Genomic DNA, 23,206 nt, shown 5'->3' with positions numbered 1-23,206 from the left:
GGCCCCTACGACCGGGTGCGGGCGCCGACGACGAGGTGCTCGTCCAGGCCCCTGATGAACTGCGCCATCTCGTGACCGACCTGTCCTGGGTCGGCGTCCGCGGTGGCCACGAGGGCCAGTACGGTGCCCACTGCCTGAGCGCTGGTGAACGACGCACCGGCGCTCATGACGAAGAGGTAGCCGGCATCGTGCTCGGCAACGACCTGACGCATTCCGCCGTCAGCCGCGGCGAACGGCCGACGGCACAGCGAGTACAGGGCTGCCACCGTCGCAGCGAGCGTGTCGGCGTCCTCAACCGGCTGCTGGGTCAAGGCCATCTTCAGTCCGTCACCCGAGGCCAACAGGGCGTGCAAGGCGCCGGGAATCTTGTCGATGAGCTGGTCCAGCAGGCCGCTCAGCTGCTCACGCGGGGAGGTGACGCTCTGCATGACTTTTTCTCCTGTGTCTGTACGAAGGCCGGAAGAAGGGGCAGGAGGCCGGGGGGGGGTCAGGTGCCGGACGGCGGCGCGGACTGCTGCCCGTGCGTTTGGGACCGCTGGAAGTCCGCCATCAGGTTGCTCGTCGGATGGCCGGCGGGTGCCTGTGTCGACGCGGGCGGCACACGTGTGTTCGCCGCGCTGCGCCGCGGCAGTGCCCGTTTGCCGTCCTGCCCGACCGGGACCGTGGCCTCACCGGTGGAACGAGAGGGCAGACTCCGGCGCCGCTGCGCGGCGGCCTCGGCGGGAGGCGAGGCGTGACTCTGCTGCGAGGGCGCGGCCGGGACGAACGGGCGTGGCCTGGGAGGCGGCGGAGTATCGGACGGTACGTCCGCGGAGACGAGCAGGTTGGGTGGGATGACCACGACGGCCCGGGTGCCACCGACGATGTTGGGACCCAGCTCGATGGTGATCCCATGGCGCCGGGCCAGCTGCGCGGCTACCAGCAGACCGATCTTCCCCTCGCGCAGCCGAACGCGGAGATCCTCTGTCTCCGGGGCTGCCAGAAGACGGTTGAGTGCCTCCCGTTTGTCCTGCGACATCCCGGTGCCGCGGTCGAGTACCTCGATGGCGATACCCGTACCCGCCTGGTGGATGAACACCTCGACCTTGTCGTGAGAGAAGTCGGTAGCGTTTTCCATCAACGCGGCGAGCAGGTGCACGAGGTTCGGGCTGACGTAGCCGGGCACCGCCGCGCGCTGGCCCGTCGGCCCTACACGGACCCGCGCGTACTCGGGGATCTCCGCGACGGCCCGCCGGACCGCGGTCACCACCAGGACGGGCGCGCTGTCACGGGAAGGAGCCGAGCCGCCCAGGACCGCGAGGCTTTCCGCGTCGCGCCGGATCTGAGTCAGCAGGTGATCCACCCGGAACACTGCATCCAGAAGTTCCGGATCCTCGATGGTCCGTTCGGCCTCGGTGATCGCGGCGATGCTGCGGTTGACCAGGCTTTGCAGACGCGGAGCGATCGATGTGAAGACCTCGGCGAGCTCCGCCCGGTCATTGAGCATGCGGCGCTGATGCGTGGCGGCTTTCATCACCGCCTGCCAGGACTCCTCCAGGACCTGCTGCACCACGGCCACAGCGTCGACGGACGCGTTGCCCGTGCGCCGGTATGCAGTCGGCGGGGGGAGGTCGGTGTGCACCTTCCCCCTCTCCACCTGCTCGCTCGCCCAGCGAACGACTTCCCCGCCCTTCTCGGCGGCGACGACGACGTCCCCGAGTGTCCGCAGGCTGCCTTCCCACTTCCGCAGGCTGGCTTCGTACTCGGCCCGCACCCGCGCCCCGCTCCTGCGAGCGCTGATCGAGCGAACCGCGCTCCACCACAGCAGGCTCCCGGTGACAGCGCCTGCCGCCATCACAGCTGCCAGCGCGGGCACTACCTCCAGCCGGTCGAGCAGCCACCCACCGCCCAGCGTGCAGGCCGTGAAACAACTGGCGGTGAACGCGGGGGCAGGACGCGCGTCGTCGCTGGCGTGAGCGCCACGCTGTCGGCTGGACCGGGCCGTGACCGGAGCGGCGTGATCAGACATGACAGGTCTCCCGGACACGCGTCCCCTGCGGCTGGCCCAAGACGTGCGGCCTCCGGGCACACGTCTGCCTGAGGTGGTGATACAGCGCTCCCGGCTCCGTGATCGCCGATGTCAGCCGTCCGGCCTGCGGCATCCGCAGGCGGCCGCGGCAGGCGGTCCATGCTCGGTGCGTCTCGCACCGCCGCGCGGACCCGGCGCGGCACTCGCGCTGTGAAGTTCCCCACCGATGTGTGGCGCCGGCCGTATCCAGCACGAGCATCTGGCTCTGACCGAAGCGCACCAGCCGGCAGCGCAGGGTCGCGGCGAGCCGGCGCCTTCTGACCTGTTCGAAGTCGGTGGGGGAGGTGTCGGGGGTCATGGAGTCCTCGGACGAAGTGGTCGGTAGGGGCAGAGCGGGAAGGTGTGGACTGGCTGCCGCGGGGTCGTTCTGGAAACCGCGGCAGCCGGGACGGAGACGAAACGGAGGTTCGCCACCTCGCTCACGGTTTCCGGGATCCGTTCGGCGTGCCGAGCGGTCCCCCCAGAGTCGGAAACCGGAACCCACGGGCGAGCACCTGCGGCAGACGGAACGGAGGGCACCGTCCACCACGGGGCTCGGTCTACGCGGCCGGCGGCCCGCAGCCCTGGAGGGAACTGGCCAACGCGCTGGCCTCCAGCCGTGCGGATCGGCGTTGCAGCGCCCGGGTACGGGCCCCTCCGGGTATCGAGACCAGGACATTCGCCGCGCCGATGACCGGACGGTCGCCGCCGGGAGCGGTGGTAAGGGCGTCCTGGGAAACCTCCGTGTGCCCTCCCGCAGTGGGTTTCTCCGGTGCGGTGGCTCGCGTGCTGGGAGCCGGTGCGTCAACTCGGTCGATCAGGGCCTGGGCCATCTCGGCGAGCCGGACGGTGTGGATCACCAGGGATACGCCTCCGACCGGCAGCGGCGCCTCGCGGAGACTGCGTACGTTCTCGGCCAGGTCGCGGTCTTTCTCCGTCACGATTTGTTCGAGATGCGGAAGGTGCTGCCGCAGGCCTGCGATGAGCAGGGTGAGCTCCAAGTCCTTGCGGGGCAGCTGATCGTTCTCTCCCAGGATCCGTTCCACGAGGTCCTTGAGTGCCTCCACCACGACCTCAGTTGAGGGGAAACGGGAAATACGGCGTCCGCTCGGCGCGCGGAGGGCGCAGCGCCGGTGCCACCTCAGGCTGAGGCCGAATACCGATATCACACTGACTCCAATCACAGGGCGGGCTCTGCAGGCCAGCGTCCGCAGCTTCACCGCCGCGCGTCCGGCCTTCACGGCCTAGTCCCGTTCGGCTTTTGTCGTGGACTGCTCAGCTCCTCGGCCAAGGCCGGAAGCCCTCGCTGCGCACGGCGAGCTGCTGCGGTGACGATCACCGAGACTCCAGGACGGGGCTGCTGTTCCGGATGCGTAGCTCATCCGGAACCAATCGTGATCGCTTAGTCGCGGCATCGGTACGCCAAAGCGTGGCCACCTCATGGCCATATCGAGGGCACACGAGTTGAGTCCCCGGCCCTCTTGCTGCCCCCATCAAGGGTGCAAAAGAGGTCAGATCGGTCTTTCGTTGGGTTCGCGCCTGGGAGTGAGCGGCGCATGGCCACCTTGCGGCCACCTTCCCCGAATCGCTTGACAGGCACCATTCGAGCGCGCTCACGGAACTGGTGTTCATTGGGTTATGCGCGCTATGTCTCCCTAGGTGCTCGGAAATTGCGGGGAATCGCACCTTGGAACGCGTGTACCGGCAGCCGCGACGGACTTCCGCGGGCGATTTGGAGGAGTTTCAAGCGGAGCCCACGACAACGGGCGGTGCGTTGGCGAAGATGCCGCCGCTGGTGCCCCAGGCGATCTCTCACCCGGAGGAGCTGCACCTGTTGGCCTCCCGCATGGACATGCCTGATCGTTGCTACCCGAGGCGAGATCAGCCGCGTGTCTCAGCAGGTCGACAACCCAAGACGACCAAGTCGTCGCCCTGCCGGCGGTGCGAGGGACATGGATCCCTTCCGGTCACTCGGACGCCGCGTACTGAATTCGTACGGGCGAGATGGCCACAACATGGCCAAGGTTTGGCGTACCGGTGCCACAGCCTGTCGGCGAGGGTTGGTGGCACGGGACGTATCTGCGGCCCGTGCCACAAGGCGTCTCAACACGCAAGGAGACGAAGTTGCCGCCGACTACAGCAGCCGAATTATTCCGGGAACTGCCCCTGGGGCCACTGGTTGACCACCACTCCTTCGCGCTCACCGCCAGTGAGAAACTATTGTCATGGGCCCGTGAGACGGTCCGTGGACTTCTGCACGGCCGGACCGACCGTGACCGGATTGACGACACCGTGCTGGTCGTCACCGAACTTCTCACCAATGCAATCCGGCACGGGGACGGGCCCGTATCCCTCATCCTTGATCTGTACGAGAATGGTGTCACCGTGGGCGTCGTTGACCGCGGAAGGGACACCACTGTCATTCCGGCCGACGTTGTCAGTCTCATGGCCAGCTCGCAAGAGGAGGCGACGGCCACGACCGGTGGAGGGCACCTCCCCACGAGCGGCAGGGGCTTGTATCTGGTAAACGCTTTCGCCAACGGTTGGGGGGTCGAACCTGCTCGCGAGGGCAAGGTCGTGATCGCCGCGTTCTGCCTGTCAGGGAGCGCTGCGTGACCGCTCACGACCTCGGGCTCCGACACTTATGCCACGGCATTTCTGCCTACCCGCTCGGGCTCCACTGCGATTTTCCCACGGATCACGCGCTCCCAGGCGGATCGGTGAGGTCCAGCCGATTCCTGGCTGGGCTCCACCGGGCGGTCGAACGGGGTGCCACGTTCTTCGACACCGCCGACTCCTACGGCTGCGGGCACTCGGAGCGCATCCTCGGGCAGTTCGCGAAACAGAACAAGGAGCTGGCACTCCAACTCAGTAGTAAGGTCGGCCACATACGAGGCAGCGCAGCGCATCCGTACGCTGGCCGGCACATTCACCACCAGCTTGAGCAGACCCTAGAGAACATGTACGCCGATGAACTCCACCTCTACACGTTGGACAGCTTCGATTTCGGCCCTGGCGACCGCTACCTGGGCAATGCGATCGACGCGATGCGCACCCTCCGGGAAGTGAAGACGATCAAGGCGATCGGGATGCGGGGGCCCTTCACGCATTACGCGGCATCCCCGGAGAAATGGGCGGCTCAGGCGGATCGGTTTTTGTACCTGTTCCGGCTGATCAAGCCAGACGTGGTCTGGACGCGGTTCAATGCGTTCACCCCGGCGCTCTCGCTCGAGGGCCAGGACCTGTTCACGTTCACGGCGCGTCACGGCGTAGGCCTCGTGCTGGCGGCTCCACTGGCCCACGGAGTGCTCGTCGGAAATGGATTGGCGAGTTCCTCATCGCACACGCCGACTCGTTCCCTACGGGCCGGGCTGATTCACTGCCTCAGCGGTTGGGCCGATGAACAACTGCACGTCCTGCGCCGTCACTTCGGGGATGCGCCCGGCACCCTCGCGCGACTGGCCCTACGCTCGTGTCTCCAGCGCGGCGATCAGTGCGTGGTCGTTGCCGGATTCAGCACCGCGGAGCAGGTGGAGGAGAACTTCAGCTGCCTGGGTGGTCCTCTCACAGAGCACGAGCTTGCCATCGTTGACGACGTCTACGCGAGCCTGCGGGCGCAGGCCCGGGAAGCGGCGGCGCGCTTGCCAATCAGGGAACTGCAGCCGTGAACACCACAGGTCCAGGCGGCGACGTCTCCCGCCGCGATGCGCCGACGCGGGCCGCTCCACGTCTTCTGATCGGCGGATTCGCCTCGCTCGACAAGGCCCTGCCGCCTGGCTCCGCAGCGAGCAGCCAGCCGGCCTTTTCGGCGAGGCCTGCCCCGGGCATCGCTGAGGAGCGAGAACATGAGGAAGCAATGCGTGCCGCGGGCTACGAGCGGAAGGTTCGGCTTCCCGGGGTCCGCTCCATGCCCTGGCCGAGCCAGTGCACCACATGCGGCGCATTGCGCAAGCCCTCCCTCCAGGTCATCGAGCGTGGCAGCAGGTGCCAGTACGTCCGGGGGCGCCGATCCGGCTTACCCCTGCGGACAGAGAGGAACGCTGCGCACGACCCGCCAGCGGTAGGCAGGTGAGGGGTCGGTCGTACGCCAGAGTTCGACGAGTTCCACACTGCTGATCTTCAAGGGCACCGGCTCGAGGGTGCGCAGGCGGGCCACGCTCTCGATGACGGGCGCGGCGGGACACTCTCGGTTGCTGTACTGCACGCCCAAGTGAGGGCGGAAGGCAGCGGTGGGTTTACCCCCGGGGACGTTCGCGTGTTTGCCGAGCTCGCTGAGAGCGGCATGCAGTCGGATCAGAGGCGACCATGGCGCGAGGGTGAAGCGGACGGCTCCCCGCGATCCCGCCATCGGATGGGCAGCGATCTCGAAGGCCGTGAGCGCCATCTCTTGCGCCAGGTCGGCAAGGAGCCGCAACTGGTCCCTGGAAACCAGGTCGGTACTGCCGACGCGGGGCATCGTCACATGCAGCCCGTCACTGGGGACGCGGTCCATGCCGAGGTGTGCGAGTGCGTCCTGGCACTGCCTCGCGCGGCTCATCAGCTCGCTGGCATCGGGGAACGTCAACATCCAGTAGTAGGCGCGAAACCCCTCGGGCCACCCCGGTCGTGCCCAGTGGTTTTTCATGCACTCGACAGTGGTGAACGCTCGCCAGTCGTGATCGACGAGTAGGTCGGGACTATCGAGGTCCGGCGGCGGGCGGTGAGGGAACGCTTCGGGGGAGACGTCCAGCTCGGGCGTCACGGCACTCCTTACTGCTGCGGCGCGAGCTCTACACCCGAACCGCTGACGATCGATTCGGCCTGGGGGCGGGAGCGCCAGGCCCGAAGTTCCTCGGCATAGTCATCTACATCAGGCTCGGCATGCCAGCGCCCGGCTCGCTGGTACAGCTCGGTCGCCCTCTGCCACACGGACGTGATGGGTACGGTGGTGCTGGCATGGAGCGCGCTCCGCCCCAGAGACATAGCATGCTCCACTTCCGGCTGCCTATGCTGCAAGAGCGCCGCAGCGACATCGAGCCGGACCAATGCCCGGCTCCACTCGGAGTCGGACTCCTCGATCAGACGCTCGATATGTTCCGCGCATGACAGGACCTCGCTTGTGTCGCCGAGCGAAAGCCGCGCGGTGATCTCGTTAGCCAGGGTTCGGGCCAGGCTGTAGGGGGCGAAGGAGATGCACGACGTGATCCCAGGGGGCAGGGACGGCTGTTGATCGGAGAGGTCCAGCGCTCTCCCGATGGCCCGCTCCGTACCCCGTCGGTCGCCAAGACGAGCCAGAGCCCGCGCTCGTCCATTGATCAGAAGCCTGATGGCCTGACCGTCATTGGGTGCCAGGTCGACGCCGGCGGCCGCGGCCTCGTCGGCCTCGGCGTAACGGTGCTGGTAGTACAGGCTCAGCGACCGGGTGCCGGCTGCCCACATTTGCAGCTGCTTGTCTCCGATGTGCCCGGCCAGAGTTTCGGCCTGCGCGCAGTATGCTTCCGCGACGGCAGGCTTAGCTCCCGCATTGACGGCCATGTACGCCAGGAGCCCCGCCGCTTGCCCAGTGAGCCTGAACAGCTCGGTGTGCACCGCCGGCGGGTGCTGGCGAGCGCCCAGCCGGGCGCCGAGCTGCCGGTGCAGGGACCGGGCCCGGCCGGCCAACCCCTGTGGGCCGTGTGTCTCGTAGCGGTCGACGATTCCCTGGATCTCTCCCCGGAAATGATCCAGCACTGCCGTGCCCGTGCTGGACTGCGTCAGTAACTCGGTCTGTGTGAGCACAGCCAGTGGGGCGTCGAACATGCCCTCCTCAGCAGCGCGTTCCTGTTCCGCCACCTCCGGGGCGGCAAACAAGAGGGCGACGGGCTGCTGGAAGAGATGCTCGAGGATAATCCGAGTGTCCCGGTTGGGCATTCGCCTCAGGTCGCCGGCCATCCACCGGTCGTAGGAGCGGCGGGAGACGGTCACAGCCGCAAGGCGAGGTTCGCCGGTGCGTTCGGCCACCTCCCGGGCTGCCTTGGCGAAGTGCGTGCCGAACGTCTGGACCGTGGTCCAATGCCGCTCCTGAACCAATTGACGGAACAGCGTCATCCGTACCGTATGCACTTCAACCTCCACGACGCTCGTCGAGCGCCTGCATCACTGCGTCGTTCTGGCTCAGTGGTCCGAGTCCAGGAGTGGGGAACTCGTCTCCACTCCGATCGGTGTACGGCCGGCCGCGAACCTCCACTTCGCGACACGGGCCAGGGGGACGGGGCGGGCGAGGGCGGACCGAACAACTCGGCGTAGGGCAGCCCAGAAGATGTTCCAAGATCACCTGATGGTCTGGCTGCGGCACGCTGTCGAGCCCCACGCCCATCCATCGGCTGAACGTGCGCCGGGCAACGTAGATCTCCAGAAACCGGGGAGAGGCGGTCCTCACGGCCAGGTCGCGGGCTGAGCGCTCCAAGTGGCAAGCAAACACGCTCCACCTGTCCCAACGGCGCTCTTGGAGCAGCGCGTGGAACGACGCGGGGCGCGCGGGCATCTCAGACCTTCCTGTGTGAAGGCGTGGGGGGGTGTATCCGTGTCGCGTGACCTGGGTCACCACGTAACTATGCTCGGTGCTCTGGAATGTTCGCAACCCTCACTCTGCAACCTGCATAGTTCGGGCTGCAGTCTGGTTCACGTGCGGGTGTCATGGCACACTTCAGCACAGCTGCTGCCGGCCGAAGGGGAGAGGGAACCGGCGTGAGTGAACCGAAGTCTGCCCCGACCGTGCTGGCCATCGTCTTGGGCCGACGCCTGGCCGCCCTGCGTGAAGCGGCTGGCTTCACTGCCGTGCAGGCCGCCAAGCAGCTGAGGATCGCGCAGACGACGGTCACCAGGATGGAGAAGGCCGAGACTTCGCTGAAGTACGCCACCGTCAAGACGCTTCTCGATATCTACGGCGTCGCCCACGCCGAGATCGAAGAATTCCTCGCTCTCCTAGACCAAGCGAGGACGCCCGGCTGGTGGCAGAGTTTCCGCGACGTCCTCCCGGACTGGTTCGGAGTGCACGTATCGCTGGAGACCGCCGCGACCGACATCCGCGGCTATGAGCCAGGAGTCATTCCCGGCCTGCTCCAGACGCCCAACTATGCACGCGCTGTAATGGAGCGGGGGCTCCCCCTCATGTCGCCCGATGTTCTCGAACGAAGTGTCGATCTTCGTATCAGGCGCCAGGAGATCCTCACGCGTGAGGAACCGACCCCTCCCCAACTCTGGGTTGTCACAGACGAGACGAGTCTACGACGCCCTGTGGGCAGCGCGGCCGTCATGCGCGAGCAGATCGAGCACCTCCTGGACGTCGCCGAACTTCCGAACGTGACATTGCAGGTGTGTCCCTTCGAAGCCGGGCTTCACCCGGGTGCCTTTGGACCTTTCACTATCTTCCGATTCGAGATTCCAGAGCTTCCCGACATTGTGTGCACCGACAGCCTGAGTCGCGCTGGATACAGCGAGGATAGGGAAGAAGTCGCGCTGTTCCGCGAAGCGCTGGGACAGATGAGTGTCTACGCATCCTCAAAGCATGAAACCAAGAAATTCCTTGGTGATATCTGCAAGGAGCTGTACCTATGAGTCACGTCCTCCGCGCCGCCACGGAGCTTGGAGCAGAAAAATGGGTGAAGCCTTGGAGCGGTAGCAACGGTGGCAACTGCGTGGAGGCGAAGCCCCTCGGCGATGGGCGCGTAGCGCTGCGCCAGTCGACCGACCCTGACGGGCCCGCTCTGATCTGCCACCAGGGGGAGATCGCGGCCTTCATCATCGGGGCTAAGGCAGGGGATGCCGACTTCCTCCTCTCCTGAGGCCCGTATCGCCAGCAATCCCGACACCGTAACTTCGACACGAAGGGCACGCAGATCAGCAATGATGTTAAAGCCCATTGATACTAGTCGGCCCCACCCGGCCCGCATGTACGATTACTACCTCGGTGGCAAGGACAGCTACCCGGTCGATGAGGAGGCAGCCGAGCAGGTCATATCGTTCCTGCCGGCAATCAGGATTGCCGCCCGCACCAACAGGAGCTTTATGAATCGGGCTGCCCGCCTCCTGGCTGACCGCGGTGTGACTCAGTTCCTCGACATCGGCACTGGCATCCCAACCGAGCCCAACCTTCACCAGGTCGTTCAGGCGGTCAACCCCGAATCACGCGTGGTCTACGTCGATAACGACCCAGTTGTTCTCCGCCACGCAGAAGCGCTCCTCCGTAGTGCCCGCGAGGGTGCGACGAAGTACATTGAAGCGGATGTCCGCGAGCCCGAGAAGATCATCGAAGGCGCCAAGGAGATCCTCAACTTCAAGGAACCTGTCGCTCTCTCACTCGTGGCCATCCTGCACTTCGTCTCCGACGAGTACGGACCCTACGAACTTGTCAACGACCTCCTGGCCCCGCTCTCCTCGGGCAGCTTTCTCATGCTCTCACACGTGACAGGAGACTTCGATGCTGTCGGCTGGGCCAAGGCCGTCGAGATCTACCGGAAGAGCGGTGTGCCCGCGCAGGTTCGCTCGCGAGAGGAAGTTGCCCAGTTCTTCACGGGACTTGACTTGCTCGAACCGGGTGTACAGATCGTCACGGACTGGCACCCGGAGCCTGGTCTGGAGTTCGCTGACGAACAAGTGCCCCTCTATGTCGGCGTAGCGCGGAAGCCCTAAGCGCCCCGCGGTGTAGCTGATTAATCGTCTTCTCTGCTTATCTGGCATCAGGAACCGCGGCGCATGCGCTGGTCCCGGGAGATCCGGACCGTTTCTACACCCACGGCGTGCACTGGGACGCCGACACAGTCACCGAGAAGGGCCCCCTGGCGCTAGAAAACGCCGCGCGGGAGGGCCTGCGCTTCCGTCTCGGCGTCCCAGCCAAGGCCAACCGCAAGGAGCCGGCCTCATGACAGCATCTGAAGACCTGTACGAAGCGGGGAGCGGCGACAGCGCGGCCGACGACGCTGGCTGGGTGCAGGACCTGGTCAGGGGGCTCAAGCGGTCGATGCCACCCGACGGACTGCTGGGCCTCGACCTGGCCGCCGACGATCATCTGCTGGAACTGCGGTACCTGCGGGTGTCCATCGGGCACCGCGGCGACGGACACGCCACCCGCGTGCTGGCCCGGCTCTGCGCGGAGGCCGACGCCCGCGGCCTGGTCCTGGCATGCACTCCCACCGACGAGTTCGGCGCCGACCGGACCCGGCTGGAGGCCCTCTACCGACGTCACGGTTTCGTCCCCGTCGACCCGGCACACCGGCTGTCCGAGCACACCTGGCAGCGTCCCCGCAAGATGACCGATAAGTCCGCGTCATGACATCGAGTGAACTCGTCCCCGCCGGGTCCGGGCGCATTCCGGCCGTCCGGCGCCGGCGCCGTGCCGAGCCGGATATCGTCTCCGCCGCCAGCGAGCGGATCTCGTCTCGGCCGCCCGCAAGCTCACCCACACCGTCCCGCACAGCTCCCGCAACACCTGGGTCACCGCTGGCGTTCGTACGCCCTGTAGTGCGCCACATACGACTGGGCCGAGGACGAGCCCAGCACGGTGCTGCCCTACCTCTCCGATCTCGGCGACCGCGGGGCACCCCGCTGTCGGACCAGGAGGTCAAGGCCTGCCGGCTCGTCATCCGCCACCGCGCCGACGAGGAGGCCGACGACCCCCTGGTCGAGGCGGGCCCGCTCCAGGCCGACACCGTCGACCTGGACGAACTGCGCCGCATGGTGCGCGCCCTGAACCGCACCACCGTGCGAGGCAAGCCGGACGCCGCCGTCCTGCTTCTCGCCTGGTGGATGGCCGCCCCCGCCAGCGAGCCCGCCCGCCTCAATCTCCATGACGCCAAGATCACCACCGTGAAGATCGAGGAGGAGGACGGCCGCCAGCGCCCCCGCCCGGCTCCAGGACTGACCGGCGGCGGCACAGCGGTTCCCTGACACTGAACGCTTCCGTGCGGCCAACGTGACTGGAGTCACCGCACGGAACACTTCAGCGGCCAGGTCACAGACGTGCCGACTGAAATCTCCGGTACGGCCCGACAGCCAGCTCACCCCGGCCCGCTGCTGCGCCGCATCGACCGGCACGGCAACATCGGCGCCAAGGCCGCACGGCCCGGCTTGTGTCGGCCAGGCTCGTCGGCCGCGCTGTCCGCTGGTACGAGGAGACCGGTGTCGTCGTGCACGCAGAGCAGCCGGCTGGCCGCCGCCCGCAGCTGTACGGCCGTCTTGCTCGGCACGTGTGCCTGTGGAACGTCCCGCCGTACCCGCCGGCGCCTTCGGGCCCGCTGCGTTCCGAAAGCGGCACCAACACCTTCGCCAGCGCCACACATCGTTCGTCCTTTGCGTACGACACCATGACGACGAACCTTCCGGCAACGGACAGCACGGTTCTCCAAGACCAACGGCAGCCAGACAACGGCGTGCGCCGGAACGCGCACGCCGGATGCTCTGTTCCATGGTCAGCACGCGGTGCTCCCGATCCGCGGTGCGCTCCTCGACCACCTGCCGCCGCACAGGCCGAGGGTCCCTCACGTCCAAGGCGGTCAGCCGGCTGACACCACGGCGGCGCGGAGTTCGCGCACGCCGGTGGTGTGCGGGTGCCGCTCGGCCAGCTCATTGACGATGCTGCGGATAGCGGGCCGGTCCCGGACTTCCCCCGGACTGGCCCGGTGCGCGTCCAGGAGCGCGCGGGCGGTCTGCTCGGGCCGGTTCCACGCCCACCAGGCCCGCGCCATGTCCGTGCCCAGCCGTGCCCTGCGCTCCGCGGTGGGGAACTGATCGGGCCGTAGATCCTTCCCGGCCTCCAGCGCGGCGCCCGCATCGCCGAGCGCCCAGTGCACGCCGACCGCGTACAGGCCGACGGCGGCCGGGCTGATGGGGAACAGACGGCCGGGCGGCGGAGTCCCCGGCAGCCGGCGCGCGGAACGGCGAGCCTCTTCGACCATCGCCAGCGCCTCGGCCCGCTGCCCGCCCCGCGCGGCCGTGTACGCCAGCGTGCAGAGCATCTGCGCGTACGCGGCGGCCGCAGCGTCGGTACGCAGACCGGTCGCCTCCACGTCGGCGGCCGCCGACGTCATGAGGCGCCGGGCCTCGCCGTGGCGGTCCTGGTGGCGCAGCACGATCGCCAGTTCCCGGGCGGCGGCGGCCGCCGCGAGCGGGGAGCCGGACACCTCGGCCCAAGTGCGGGCCCGGTCCGCGGTGAGACGCGCCTGCTCGTACGAGCCGACCTTGCTGAGGACCGAGGAGGCCAGCGTGTACACCGAGGAGAGCCGCGCCTGGTCGAGGTCCTGGCGGGAGGCGGCGGCGCGGTGCCCGTCCGCGATGAGGCCCGGCAGCACGGCGAGGAGCCGGTGATGCGCGCCCTTGTCGTACAACTCCCGGGCGGCGGCCAGCCGGCTGCTCAGCGCCCCCAGACCGCTCGTCGGCGCCGGGGTGGCGGCGAGAGCTTCGTCCAGCCCCATGAGCAGGGCGGCCGGTCCGGCGGCCGCTGTGGCGGTGAGCAGCGTGCGGCGGCGCATGGGGTCCTCCTCGGCGTCACGCGAACTGGCCGTCACTCTAGTGCCGGCCGGTGCCGCCGTGGACGGTGGTGCCAGAGAAGTCATCAGGACGTGTCGCGGCACGCCGACCTCGGCCGCCGCCAGGTGCACAAGCCCCAAGTCGACTACGCGGGCACGGCGTTCGAGCCGGGACAGCGTGGCGGCCGAACAGCCGATCCGCTCCCCGAGCTCGGCCAGCGTCCAGGACTGGTGTTCACGCCCGAGCCGGATCAGGGCACCAGTACGTCGCTGCTCGGATAACTGCCGTGCCAACGTGCCGTTCCAGAGCGGGTCTACGGGCACCGGACCCTCCCACGCCGCACTACCGGGGGCGTCCCACGGTAAGCGCGGCGCAGGCCCGCGTCGAGACTGTTTGCACGCCGTGCAAAGGCGTTTCACCGCACGACAGATGACCACAGCGGGACCGGCCGCCGCGGTGTGCTGGATGCGTCGCTCCGAACCGCGGGGCACCGTCCACCGGAGGCATCATGGCAACCGTCGCCGAACTCCCGCCGGCCACCGCCCCGACGACCAGCCCGGCCCGCTCCGCCCGCGAGGTCGTGCCGGCCGCCCTGTGGGACAAGCAGGTCGGTCTCCTCATGCGGGACTACCCCTACGACTCGGTCATGGCGGCCCGTGTCCTCGGCCAGGGCTACGCCTACCTGCTGACCGCGATGCGGCACCGGGGCGAAGGCCTCGGGCTCGCCCCGAGCGCGCTCGTCGACATCGGCGTCCACACGGTCATCCTCGACACCGTCAGCTACTTCGAGCTGTGCGACCGCTTCAACGACGGCCGCTACCTCCACCACGTCCCCGAGGTCGACTTCAAGAACGACGGCTCGGTCCTGCGGACGGCGGACCTGATCGCCGCCGACGGCTGGGAGGTCGACCTGCCGCTGTGGGCGGACGCCGCCACCTGCGGGCCCTGCCACCCCGGCAACGACTCGCACTGACAGCGCCGCACATCGTCGGGGCCCCGGCAGACCAGAGCCGGGGCCCCGACGGCATGTTCCCGGGGGTGAGATTCGACCGAATCAGCCCACCGCCCGGAGCAGCCCGCCAGGATGGGGCAGGTGACCACCACCTCCACCACAGACCTCTGGCATCACTACGGCCGCACCCGGCATGCCACCGACCGCGCCGTGCCCGGCCGCTTCCTCTGGACCTGGAGCCAGGACAACGGGCCCGAAGCGGAAGTCCTCGGCGACCTCACCGGGCGCTGTGTTGGCGACCTCGGCTCCGGGGCCGCCCGGCACGCCGCCCACCTGGCCGTCCACCACCAGCCCGCCCGGGTCATCGCCGTCGACGCCTCGCCCGCCCAGCACGCCATGGCCAGCGACCTGTACGGCCACCTCGCGCCGAGGCTGCGCCTGGTCAACTCCGACGTCACCCGGCACCTGCACGCCATGGCCGACACGTACGACGTGCTCTACAGCGTCTTCGGCGCCGTCGACTTCACCAACCCGCACGAACTGCTGCCGACGGCGGCCGCCGCGCTGCGCCCCGGCGGCCGGCTGGTGCTCTCCACCCTCGCCCACCACCTCGGCGGTGCGCCTGCCCACACCGACGCGCAGCACAGCGAGATCGGCGCGAAGACCCCGGACGGCGAGGCGACCACCATGCGCCGCTGGGTCCTCCAGGAGCAGGTGTGGACCAAACTTCTCGACGGGGCCGGCTTCACCCGGATCAGCACCGAGAGACTGCCCGGCGGGACCGGACCGCGCGCCGCCGACACGCTTCTGGTGACTGCGTTCCGCCCGGGCCAACCCAGCTCCTGACACGCCCCGCTGCATGCCGGGGGCTGGTGCTCACCGCACACCCTGAATCGGTGCAGTACCAGAGTGAGACTGAAGCCGAGCCGCAGCAGGTTCGTCGGCGAGGGCTGCCGACCGGTGTCCTCGGCGGCCACCGCCAGGGCGCGGCGCAGGCCCTCGGCGTTCTCCGAGCCTGGCTCGCCCGGGCGGAAACCGTGGACGGTTCAACTCCTACTCCCAGCGTCGTCAGGTCTGCCGCAGGTAGTAGTTGGCGAGCATCTTGTAGGTTCGTCACCGGACTCGGACCAAGGTCAGGACTCGGGGGCTGAGCTCCTGCGCTGCTCCCAGTCATGGCGGTGTTCGGCACTGGTCGGCGCCTGAATGCCGCGAACCCTGACAGGTGGCTTCAGGCCACCGAACTCCGCGCTGGCGGTGTGTCGCCAATCAGGCTCATGGGTTGGTTGCCGCTGATACCCCGACCATCTACCTCGCCGGAACGAGACCGCCTAGCCCCCCGTTGCCCGCGTTCCCCCGTCGCGGGTAGACGGGCCCGCTGTGCCCCCGGCCCCCCGGTCCGGGGCACAGTCATGCCTCGCGCGAGTGATCTCCCGCCCCACGCCGACACCCGCTGGGGCACGGGACGTTGGCCCGGGCATGAAGCGACTGATCCTCATTGCGGCCTTAGCCGCCGCGCTCTACAGCGCCATTGCCGTCCCGCAGGCGTCGGTCGGCGCACCCCAGCAGCAGCCCTCACCCGCGATGGCGCGGACGGACTTCAACGAGTGCGGCTACGTGGTACGAGAAGATGCTGTACGGCTGCGGACCGGTCCCGGCACCCGCTACACCGTGCTCGGGCTGCTCCACGAGGGCGACGCGGTCTATGCCGTCCAGGCCCGGCACGGCTGGTACAAGGTCCGCCTTGCCTACGACTCCGGCAGCCACTATGGCACACGCAAATCGTCAGGACTGAAGGCAGACACCAAGGGGTGGACTGCAAAGCGGTATCTGCGCCGCAGCGTCTGCACGCGCCTTGACTGAGTGCCGCCCGCACGCGTCGCGGCCCACCCCGGATCTGGGTGGGCCGCGACGGAATTGCGAGTGGGGGTCGGACCGGCGGGGGGCTCCTGTGACCGTGGCGGACGGGCGTCTGTGGCCAGACGGCCAGAGGCATTTGGGCTAGACGGTGGTGCACTGCGCGGTCAGCAAGACCGCCGTGAGGGTCCCGGACCTCGGTGATCAGGCCGTCGCTGCACATCGCTACCGCCTACTTTAACGCGACCCAGCGCAGCTCCATGTCGGCCTCGCTCGCGTCTCGCTGGTGCTCACCGGTGCTCAGACCTCGGGCAAGGTACAGGTGCTCACGGGTACGCGCGCTGGCGGGCATCTGCCGCATCATCGTCAGCAGCTCGACCTCGGAGGCGCGGATGCTCGCCTCCTCGACCAGTTCCCGGCGCGCAGCCGCCAGCGGGTCCTCGTCGGGTTCGCACCCGTCACCGGGGCGCATCGGCACTTCGTAGCCAGGGAGCAGATCCACCAGGCGTCGGGCGTTCAGATGATGTGGGAGCCGAAAAGGATTCCGGTGAATGTGCCGGCCATGAGGAATGGGCCGAGCGGGATGGCCGATGTGCCTGCGGCGCGGCGTGTGAGGATGAGACCGGCGCCGTACACCGCACCGAACAGATATCCGGTGAAGGTGCCGAGCAGCAGGGTATTCCAGCCGTACCAGCCCAAGGCCGCGCCGAGCGCCGGGGCGAGTTTGACATCGCCGAAGCCGATGCCCTTGGGGTTGATCAGGAACAGCAGCAGGTAGCAGGCTCCGAGTGTGAGGGAGCCGAGCAGCGCGGTCGTCCAGCTGCCGCCAGCGCGCGGCAGCAGCGCGGCGCCGCCGAGCAGTACAAGAGCGACCGCTGTGAACGGCACGGTGACAATGTCGGGTAGCCGGTGCACCTTGGAGTCGACGGCGGCGAGCAGCACGCCGGCCGGGACGAGCAGCAGCCAGATCACTAGCTCGGGGCGAGCGCCGACGGCGGCTGCCAAAAGGGCACAGGCTGTGGCTGTGACGGCGGTGAGGATGGGTGTGTTCGGGCCGTACCTGTCGCCCTCGCAGCAGCTGGCCCGCCCCAGCCACCCGTTCCCGATGCCGGTGAGCGGATGTCCTGCAGGACACGCGCTCCGCCACGGTTCCCCGGGGGGCACAGAGAGCCGGTAGGAGGCGCGCGGTATGAGCAGGCCGGCACCGCCGCCCCACAGGACCGCCGTTGCGGTGATCCAGAACGTCTCCACCGCACGGAGCTTAGACGCCGCGTCGTGTGTGCGTGGGTCTGACCGGCTTCCCTGGGGACGGAAACGAGGCCTGATGCCTGAATGCCGGGTGGCGAACCGAGCCCTGGCCCCATACTTCAGCTCAGCACACGAATTGCGCAGCCCCAGCAGTGAGGACACACCGGAACACCGACCTGCCGGAGTCCGGTGCGCATTCCATGATCCCGGATCGCATCAGAGCAGCCGGTGGCGAGCGCATGGCTGCGCATCACATTGCACTCGATCCTCGGACCGGTCATTGTCCCATGCACTCAGGGAGAAGGAAGTGGCTGCCCTGGAGAGTGGCCTGGTCCCGCATGCGCCCGCGGCTGCGTGCACCGTACGGGAGTACTGAGGGAGTGGCGCAGCGGCTGCCCCGTCCAACGATGCCGCTCTGTACGCCTGTGAGGCCTGGGACTTTGCCTCCAGCCGGCGGTGGGCACTGTGCGTCTCTGCGCGCCGCCTCACACAACGTTGGGTTCCGCTGTGCCCGGGCCGTTGAGGAGTGTGTTGATCAGTTGTTCGGTTTCGGTTTCCAGTGAGCAGTCCAGTGCCCGGTTGACCTGTTGGAGGCGGGTGATGGCGGTGTGCAGGCCTTGCCGGTTCCTGGCCGCGTGTTCGATGCGGAGCCAGTCCCGGTACAGCAGTTCGGCGGTGTCGTCGACTTCTAGGCCGGTTGCGATGGCCTGGCGGGCTGCGCTGAGGTTGTGGTGGGGGCCCGGGGGCGTGCGGTAGGTGGCCACCGTGTGCGCCACGTCGATGATCCGCGTGATCATTTCCTGCTGGTAGGGCTCGGCCCAGGGCAGTGCCTTGCCCCCGAACGGCTTTCCGCGGACCAGGGCGAGCGCGTTTTCCAGTTCGGTCAGGCCGGCCGGGCCCTGTGGCAGGGCGGATTGGACGAGTTCAAGGAAGCGGGTCCAGTCGCAGCGTACTTGGGGTGAGAGCCGGTAGGGGTCCTCGCCGGTCTTGCGGCGCGGCACGTAGAGGTTGCCGGCCGAGTCGCTGCCCAGGGAGCTGCGCAGTCCCTGCATTCGCGCGTTGAGGGTGCTCGTCGACCACGGGCTGACAGGATCCATGTCGGCACACAGCACGTCCGCGCTGCGGCCGGGCCGGAAGTACAACAGGGCGGCCAGTTGCGCCATTCTGGGGCCGTGACCGGTGCTGTTCACGCCCGTCACCTCGACCGGTCCCAGCACCCGGATCTCCGGGGCGTGCAGGTCCTGTGCCTGGCGCTCTTTCCCCTGCGGCACGGCAGGCTCCTCGAGGGCGGCCCCCGGGGCGTCAGCCTTCTCAGCCTGTGCGGTGTCGGTGGACTCAGCAGCGGCCGGGGCCGCCGACACTGCTGTCTCGGTGCCCGGTCCGGCTTCGTCGTCCAGCTGGGGCGGCGACGCGGCGGGGGTGAGGAGCCGGAGCCCGGACGGATCGGTGCTGGCGGCGAGCAGGGCCGGGAAGACCTCGCTGCTCACGTCCGTTGCCGCTGCTGGTGACGGGATCGAGGCGGCAGTGGTTGCGGGCGCGGACTCTTCCGGCAACGGGTGCTCGGGCTGCTGCGTGCTGTCGAGCTCGTCCGGGACGTCTTCCCAGGGCCCCTCGGCCGGGTGAGGCGGCTGCCCGGACACCTTCAACGCGGTGGTGATCTGAAGATAGGCGGCGTGCTCCAGACGCTGCACGGTGATGTCGGTGCCGGCGCAGTCGAGGGTCTGCGGGCCGCTGAGAGAGGCGTTGAGGATCTCCGCCTCGGGGAAACGAGCGGCCGCCGTACTCGCAGGGGCGATCAGCGTGACGGGTACCGCCCCCGCCCGAGAGACCACGTCGGCGAACTGCCAGGCCGTGTCCTCGTCCAGGGCCGACGCGCACAGCAGCACGTACGGCTGATGCTGGATCCCGGGCATCTGGTGGGCCTCCAGCAGGCGTTCGCTCAGATCACGCAGCGCATGCGTGGCCTGACGCATGTGGGCGATCCGCGCAGTGGGCAGCAGCTGGGGCAGCTCCTCACCGAACCCCACGGTGACGACCTCGATATCGGCCGCCCACGGACTCATTCCGAGCTCCAGGGCGAGCGAGGTGCACACCTCGGTGTTGTGCACCGGGTTGCCGTCCAGCAGCAGCGCGGGCAACTGCGCGAGGTTAAGCAGCAGTAGGTCGCCCGCCTCGGTGCTGCCGATCGTGACCAGCCCCGGATACGGTGCCGGCACGTCGCGGGCGGCCTCCTCGTCCAGGATGGCGGCCTCAGAGGGCAGGACCCACCAGCCGCCCCGCCCGGCAGCGAAGGGCGCCATCGGTTCTTGGGCGAGGTCCTCGGGCAGCACCTCAACCGCTCGGGTCCCGATCCGGGCGGCCCGCAGGGGCGGCAGAACGTGCTCCTCCCCCTGCTGGGCAGCGTGGTGGGCCAGCGTCCGCAGGGCCACGTCCAGGCGGGCAGCGCCTGCCGGTCCGGCGGCCGCCGCCAATTGCGCCTCCGCCGGGGAGGTCTCGGGTGCGATGGCGATCTTCTCGCCCGGCTTGCGGCGTCGGCGCTGCAGCGTTCGGCGCAGGGCGAGCGCCCCGGTGATTGCAGCGGCGAGCAGTGCGCCGGCGCCGAGCACGATACGCAAGTTCAGCGGGCTGCTGGCCGGAGCCGTCGCCGGGGACTCGGACGCGGAGTGGGAGGCAGCGGAGCGGGACGGCTCGGCCGACGCCGACGGCGTGGCAGCAGAAGCCGAGGCGCTGGCGCTGGGTTCGGGCGTCGCGGACGCCGCCTCGGACGGTGAGGACTGATCCTGCCCGGGCTGCTCGGCCGGACGACTGGACGGCGCGCTGGGCGCCGACGACTGCGGTGCAGGCGCCTGGGTCTGGCTGGGTGCGGGTGCTGGCGCATCCCCAGTGCTGCCGCCCGGTTTCTGCGTGTCGTCGGGGTTCTGGATGGCCGGGGGAGTGGCCTCCTGGCTGCCGGACTCCTCACCGTGGCCTTGGTCTTGGGAAGGCTGATCGGAATGGGCACCGGGCACGGTGACCTGCTGTCCCGCATAAATGACGTTGGGGTCGGTGATCTGGGGCAGGCCGTGCGGCTGCGGCTTGCCCTTGCTGGCCTCGAACAACTCTGGCCAGTCGTCGCCGTCGCCGAGCTCCTTCTGCGCGATCTTCGACAGGTAATCGCCCGGGTGGACCGTGACGACGTGCCCAGCCTTTTCGTCGGCAGCTGGAGCGCTGTCACCCAGCTGCGTACGGACGCCTCCGACGGCCGCGGAGGTCTCGGGCATCTGCAGCTGCCAGCCGGGCTGCAGAAAACTGTTCGCGCGGAAAACCGTGCCGTCGGCCATGGTCCGGCCTTCGTTCAGGTCAGCGATCTCCCGCCACCGCTCGCCGTCCCCCAACTCCCGTTCAGCGATGCCCCACAAACTCTCCGCAGGCCGCGTCTTGCGCACCGTGTACGTACGCGACGCCGGCGTGCGCGCGGAGGATGCGGGTGAGGCCTGGCCGGCTTGAGCGGCTGCCTGCGGGGCCTGAACCGCCTGACCCGCCAGGAGTCCCGCTGTGGGGGCCGGCGCGGCCTGGGCATCAGAGGCCAGCGCCGAGCTCGTGGGCAGCAGCACCAGGATGCTGCCGATCAGCAGGGCCGCGGCGCGCTGCGAGGCGCCCATCCCTCGCGGGGCGTGCCAGGTACGGCCCCGCAGCTGTGCGATCAGCTCGCGAACCGCGCAGAAGCTGAACTGCGCCCACCCGATCCAGCCCACGCAGGCGAGCAGCAGCAGAAACACGCTACCGGTGTCCTGCCGGTCCAGCAGGTGGGTGAGGTCGCCGTGGGTGGCAGCCCAGATGACCGGGGTGGCCCAAGCCAGCAGCAGCGGCAGCCCGGCGACCGTGGCCGCCAGGACGAGCAGGCTCATCACGGCCTTGAAGACCAGGGCCAGGGTGCGGCCCACCGCTGCGGCGGGCGAGCGGGTGGTGGTGCGCATCAGTTTCCTTCGGGAGCGGTGACGCCATGCAGGAGGGTGGCCTTGCCATGGCCGGTCACCGACAGAGAGCCGATCCCGACCACCGACAGGAACTTCGTGTCGTAGTAGCCGGTGACAGTGACGTTGAGGGTCTGGCCGTCGCCGGACACGCTGACCGTTCCGGTGGCGCCGGCGGAACTCAGGTAGGCCTGCGCCGCGGCGGCCGCCGCTTGGGGATCGACGGTGATCGCGGTGCCGTTGATGGCGTCGGCGGGGTCGATGGCCTGGCCGCCGGCCCGAGCGGCCTCGCCGGCGATGTAGTCCGCGCGCTCGGTGGCGCGCATCTTGCTGCCGCCGTCCACAGCGACGCCGATGATCCCGATCAGCGCGAACACGCACACGGCGACGAACACGGTGACGCCTCCCCGGTCGTCCATGCCCGGTCGCCGGAACATCTCAGGGATGATCATCCATCCCCCCGCTGTCTGTACTGGTCCACCACCGATGTCGCTGTCGATGTGAGCGTCTTGGCTCCGGGCACGCCCGGAAGCAGGAGGTCAGACAGATTCACCGTGCAGGTCACGGTCACGGTGACCGTGCCGAGCTGTCCCACCGGCACGCTGAGACCGCCGGTGTTGATGTGGACGGAGGCCGACGCGCACTTGATGCCCTCGTCGTTGAGGGACTCGGCAGCCGCTGACTGCGCGGCACTCTGGGCGGCTGCCGCTGTGCGGTGGATGGACGCCTCCCGCGCTGCGTCCTCAGCCGCAGAGTCGATCTTCGAGCCGGATGTGACGATCCGGCCGCCGGCGATCGCCAGACACAGAAACATGATCAATGCCGGGAGGACGATTGCCGCCTCGATGGCGGCACTGCCCTCATCGCTGTGCAGTCTGCGCGACCAACGGGCCATGCATGGCATGTGCATCACTCCCCTGGGACGGTCCAGCGCTCCACGGGGCCGGACGCCGACTGCGTGACGTGCAGGCCCGACAGACCCGGGATCATCGACAGGGCCGTGCCGGACACCTGCACTCGCACCCGTTGTCCGTTGCTGCTGGCCAAGACGCGGTAGCTGCGCAGGCTGTCGCCGGCGGTGCGTCCTAGGACGTTGCGTGCGTGGGCCGCACCGTCGGCCGGGCTCGGCTGGTAGGCCCGGGCGACGCTGACGCCCTCGCGGGCTGCGGTCAGGGCGATCTGCCGGGCGTAGTACCAGATGGAGGCCTGGATGACGGCGACCGTGGCGAGCACCACGAACGGGAAGATGATCGCCATCTGAATGCTGGTGTCGCCGCGGTCGTCGTGCCATCTTCGTCCGTGCCGCCAGGCCTGCAGCCGCTCGGGACGGCTCATCACAGACCGGCGAGCTTGCCGTTGTACTTGGCGATGACCACGGCGATGGTCCCGGCGATGAGGACGGCGCCGGTGACGGCGGCCACCCAGATGATGACGGTCGTGGTGGAGATGTCGCCGCGGTCGGGTCGGCGGGCTGCCTCCTGAAGGCTGTCCTGGACGCGCGTGGTCAGACGCAGGACCGCACGGTTGCCGCGTGCCCAGGCGCGTGCTCCCCGGCGGCCACGGCCCGGCCTGCGGGACGCGGTGTATGGGCCGGTGTGCGGGTGGGCGATTGCCTGGAGCACAGCACGGCGGGCGCGGGTTGCAGTGTGCTTCATGTTGCTTACCTCTCAA

At 68.8% G+C, this 23,206-nt stretch carries 23 protein-coding genes; 10 read left to right on the top strand and 13 right to left on the bottom strand.

From position 1 onward, the window contains the following. Nucleotides 1-5: 5 nt before the first annotated feature. The 3 genes from AQJ11_RS37640 to AQJ11_RS37625 all read right to left on the bottom strand — a co-directional run bounded on the left by AQJ11_RS37640 (nt 6) and on the right by AQJ11_RS37625 (nt 3,117). Entirely contained in the window at nt 6-428 is a 423-nt protein-coding gene (locus AQJ11_RS37640) for a roadblock/LC7 domain-containing protein (RefSeq protein ID WP_059266292.1), read from the bottom strand. Nucleotides 429-487: 59 nt separating this feature from the next. Then, nucleotides 488-2,008, bottom strand: a complete 1,521-nt coding sequence (locus AQJ11_RS37635) for a sensor histidine kinase (RefSeq protein WP_079082580.1) — start codon at nt 2,006-2,008, stop codon at nt 488-490. 599 nt (nt 2,009-2,607) lie between these two features. After that, entirely contained in the window at nt 2,608-3,117 is a 510-nt protein-coding gene (locus AQJ11_RS37625; RefSeq protein ID WP_159061753.1) for a hypothetical protein, read from the bottom strand. 1,054 nt (nt 3,118-4,171) lie between these two features. Here AQJ11_RS37625 and AQJ11_RS37620 point away from each other — a divergent pair. Together AQJ11_RS37620 and AQJ11_RS37615 are read left to right on the top strand one after the other, a co-directional pair. Beyond that, nucleotides 4,172-4,663 carry an ATP-binding protein gene (locus AQJ11_RS37620; RefSeq protein WP_059266288.1) on the top strand — a complete coding sequence of 164 codons (492 nt, stop codon included), beginning with the start codon at nt 4,172-4,174 and terminating at the stop codon, nt 4,661-4,663. Continuing rightward, nucleotides 4,660-5,715: an aldo/keto reductase gene (locus AQJ11_RS37615; protein ID WP_059266287.1), complete on the top strand. Its 1,056-nt coding sequence runs from the start codon at nt 4,660-4,662 to the stop codon at nt 5,713-5,715. Before AQJ11_RS37620 ends, AQJ11_RS37615 begins: the two co-directional genes overlap by 4 nt. Before the next feature lie 347 nt (nt 5,716-6,062). Here AQJ11_RS37615 and AQJ11_RS37610 read toward each other — a convergent pair whose 3' ends face one another. Then, nucleotides 6,063-6,788, bottom strand: coding sequence for a 2'-5' RNA ligase family protein (locus AQJ11_RS37610; RefSeq protein WP_059266286.1), 726 nt, complete (start codon nt 6,786-6,788; stop codon nt 6,063-6,065). A gap of 8 nt (nt 6,789-6,796) precedes the next feature. Then, a complete protein-coding gene (locus tag AQJ11_RS37605) occupies nt 6,797-8,113 on the bottom strand; it encodes an NsdA family TPR-like regulatory protein (RefSeq protein WP_059266285.1) in 1,317 nt (438 codons plus the stop codon). A gap of 639 nt (nt 8,114-8,752) precedes the next feature. Here AQJ11_RS37605 and AQJ11_RS37600 point away from each other — a divergent pair. From AQJ11_RS37600 to AQJ11_RS37580, 5 genes are all read left to right on the top strand, one after another. Continuing rightward, a complete protein-coding gene (locus AQJ11_RS37600) occupies nt 8,753-9,622 on the top strand; it encodes a helix-turn-helix domain-containing protein (RefSeq protein ID WP_059266284.1) in 870 nt (289 codons plus the stop codon). Next, complete coding sequence (locus AQJ11_RS37595) at nt 9,619-9,849, top strand: DUF397 domain-containing protein (protein ID WP_059266283.1); 231 nt, start codon at nt 9,619-9,621, stop codon at nt 9,847-9,849. Before AQJ11_RS37600 ends, AQJ11_RS37595 begins: the two co-directional genes overlap by 4 nt. A 61-nt stretch (nt 9,850-9,910) precedes the next feature. Beyond that, entirely contained in the window at nt 9,911-10,696 is a 786-nt protein-coding gene (locus AQJ11_RS37590; RefSeq protein WP_059266282.1) for an SAM-dependent methyltransferase, read from the top strand. Nucleotides 10,697-10,925: 229 nt separating this feature from the next. Beyond that, the gene (locus AQJ11_RS37585) at nt 10,926-11,336 is read left to right on the top strand and encodes a GNAT family N-acetyltransferase (protein ID WP_059266281.1); all 411 of its coding nucleotides are present in this window, start codon (nt 10,926-10,928) and stop codon (nt 11,334-11,336) included. 188 nt (nt 11,337-11,524) lie between these two features. Continuing rightward, nucleotides 11,525-11,950 (top strand): site-specific integrase, encoded by a 426-nt coding sequence (locus AQJ11_RS37580; protein WP_059266280.1) that lies wholly within the window; start codon nt 11,525-11,527, stop codon nt 11,948-11,950. Between the two features lie 605 nt (nt 11,951-12,555). Here AQJ11_RS37580 and AQJ11_RS37575 read toward each other — a convergent pair. Beyond that, entirely contained in the window at nt 12,556-13,851 is a 1,296-nt protein-coding gene (locus AQJ11_RS37575) for a helix-turn-helix domain-containing protein (RefSeq protein WP_244218549.1), read from the bottom strand. Between the two features lie 185 nt (nt 13,852-14,036). On the opposite strand from AQJ11_RS37575, the gene AQJ11_RS37570 reads away from it, so the two are divergent. The 3 genes from AQJ11_RS37570 (at nt 14,037) to AQJ11_RS37560 (ending at nt 16,340) form a co-directional block, all read left to right on the top strand. Then, the gene (locus AQJ11_RS37570; protein ID WP_059266279.1) at nt 14,037-14,501 is read left to right on the top strand and encodes a glycine-rich domain-containing protein; all 465 of its coding nucleotides are present in this window, start codon (nt 14,037-14,039) and stop codon (nt 14,499-14,501) included. 111 nt (nt 14,502-14,612) lie between these two features. Next, nucleotides 14,613-15,326, top strand: coding sequence for a class I SAM-dependent methyltransferase (locus AQJ11_RS37565; RefSeq protein ID WP_059266278.1), 714 nt, complete (start codon nt 14,613-14,615; stop codon nt 15,324-15,326). Between the two features lie 630 nt (nt 15,327-15,956). After that, nucleotides 15,957-16,340 carry an SH3 domain-containing protein gene (locus AQJ11_RS37560; RefSeq protein ID WP_059266277.1) on the top strand — a complete coding sequence of 128 codons (384 nt, stop codon included), beginning with the start codon at nt 15,957-15,959 and terminating at the stop codon, nt 16,338-16,340. A 226-nt stretch (nt 16,341-16,566) separates the two neighbouring features. Here AQJ11_RS37560 and AQJ11_RS37555 read toward each other — a convergent pair whose 3' ends face one another. From AQJ11_RS37555 to AQJ11_RS52890, 7 genes are all read right to left on the bottom strand, one after another. Continuing rightward, the gene (locus tag AQJ11_RS37555) at nt 16,567-16,806 is read right to left on the bottom strand and encodes an NUDIX domain-containing protein (RefSeq protein ID WP_059266276.1); all 240 of its coding nucleotides are present in this window, start codon (nt 16,804-16,806) and stop codon (nt 16,567-16,569) included. A gap of 44 nt (nt 16,807-16,850) precedes the next feature. After that, on the bottom strand, nt 16,851-17,585 hold the full coding sequence (locus tag AQJ11_RS37550; protein ID WP_059266275.1) for a prepilin peptidase: 735 nt from the start codon (nt 17,583-17,585) through the stop codon (nt 16,851-16,853). 482 nt (nt 17,586-18,067) lie between these two features. Continuing rightward, nucleotides 18,068-21,538, bottom strand: coding sequence for a LysM peptidoglycan-binding domain-containing protein (locus AQJ11_RS37545; RefSeq protein ID WP_059266274.1), 3,471 nt, complete (start codon nt 21,536-21,538; stop codon nt 18,068-18,070). Next, entirely contained in the window at nt 21,538-21,954 is a 417-nt protein-coding gene (locus AQJ11_RS37540; protein ID WP_059266393.1) for a Tad domain-containing protein, read from the bottom strand. The genes AQJ11_RS37545 and AQJ11_RS37540 overlap by 1 nt, the downstream gene beginning before the upstream one ends. A gap of 29 nt (nt 21,955-21,983) precedes the next feature. Next, on the bottom strand, nt 21,984-22,430 hold the full coding sequence (locus tag AQJ11_RS37535) for a TadE/TadG family type IV pilus assembly protein (protein ID WP_059266391.1): 447 nt from the start codon (nt 22,428-22,430) through the stop codon (nt 21,984-21,986). A 14-nt stretch (nt 22,431-22,444) separates the two neighbouring features. Continuing rightward, entirely contained in the window at nt 22,445-22,870 is a 426-nt protein-coding gene (locus AQJ11_RS37530) for a TadE/TadG family type IV pilus assembly protein (protein WP_208616712.1), read from the bottom strand. After that, complete coding sequence (locus AQJ11_RS52890; protein WP_107120933.1) at nt 22,870-23,190, bottom strand: hypothetical protein; 321 nt, start codon at nt 23,188-23,190, stop codon at nt 22,870-22,872. The genes AQJ11_RS37530 and AQJ11_RS52890 overlap by 1 nt, the downstream gene beginning before the upstream one ends. Nucleotides 23,191-23,206 lie beyond the last annotated feature (16 nt).

Origin of the sequence: Streptomyces corchorusii, assembly GCF_001514055.1 — a bacterium.
Lineage (GTDB): Bacteria > Actinomycetota > Actinomycetes > Streptomycetales > Streptomycetaceae > Streptomyces > Streptomyces olivaceoviridis.
Note: the sequence above shows the minus strand (reverse complement) of the source record. Positions and strands in the feature narration are given on the sequence as shown.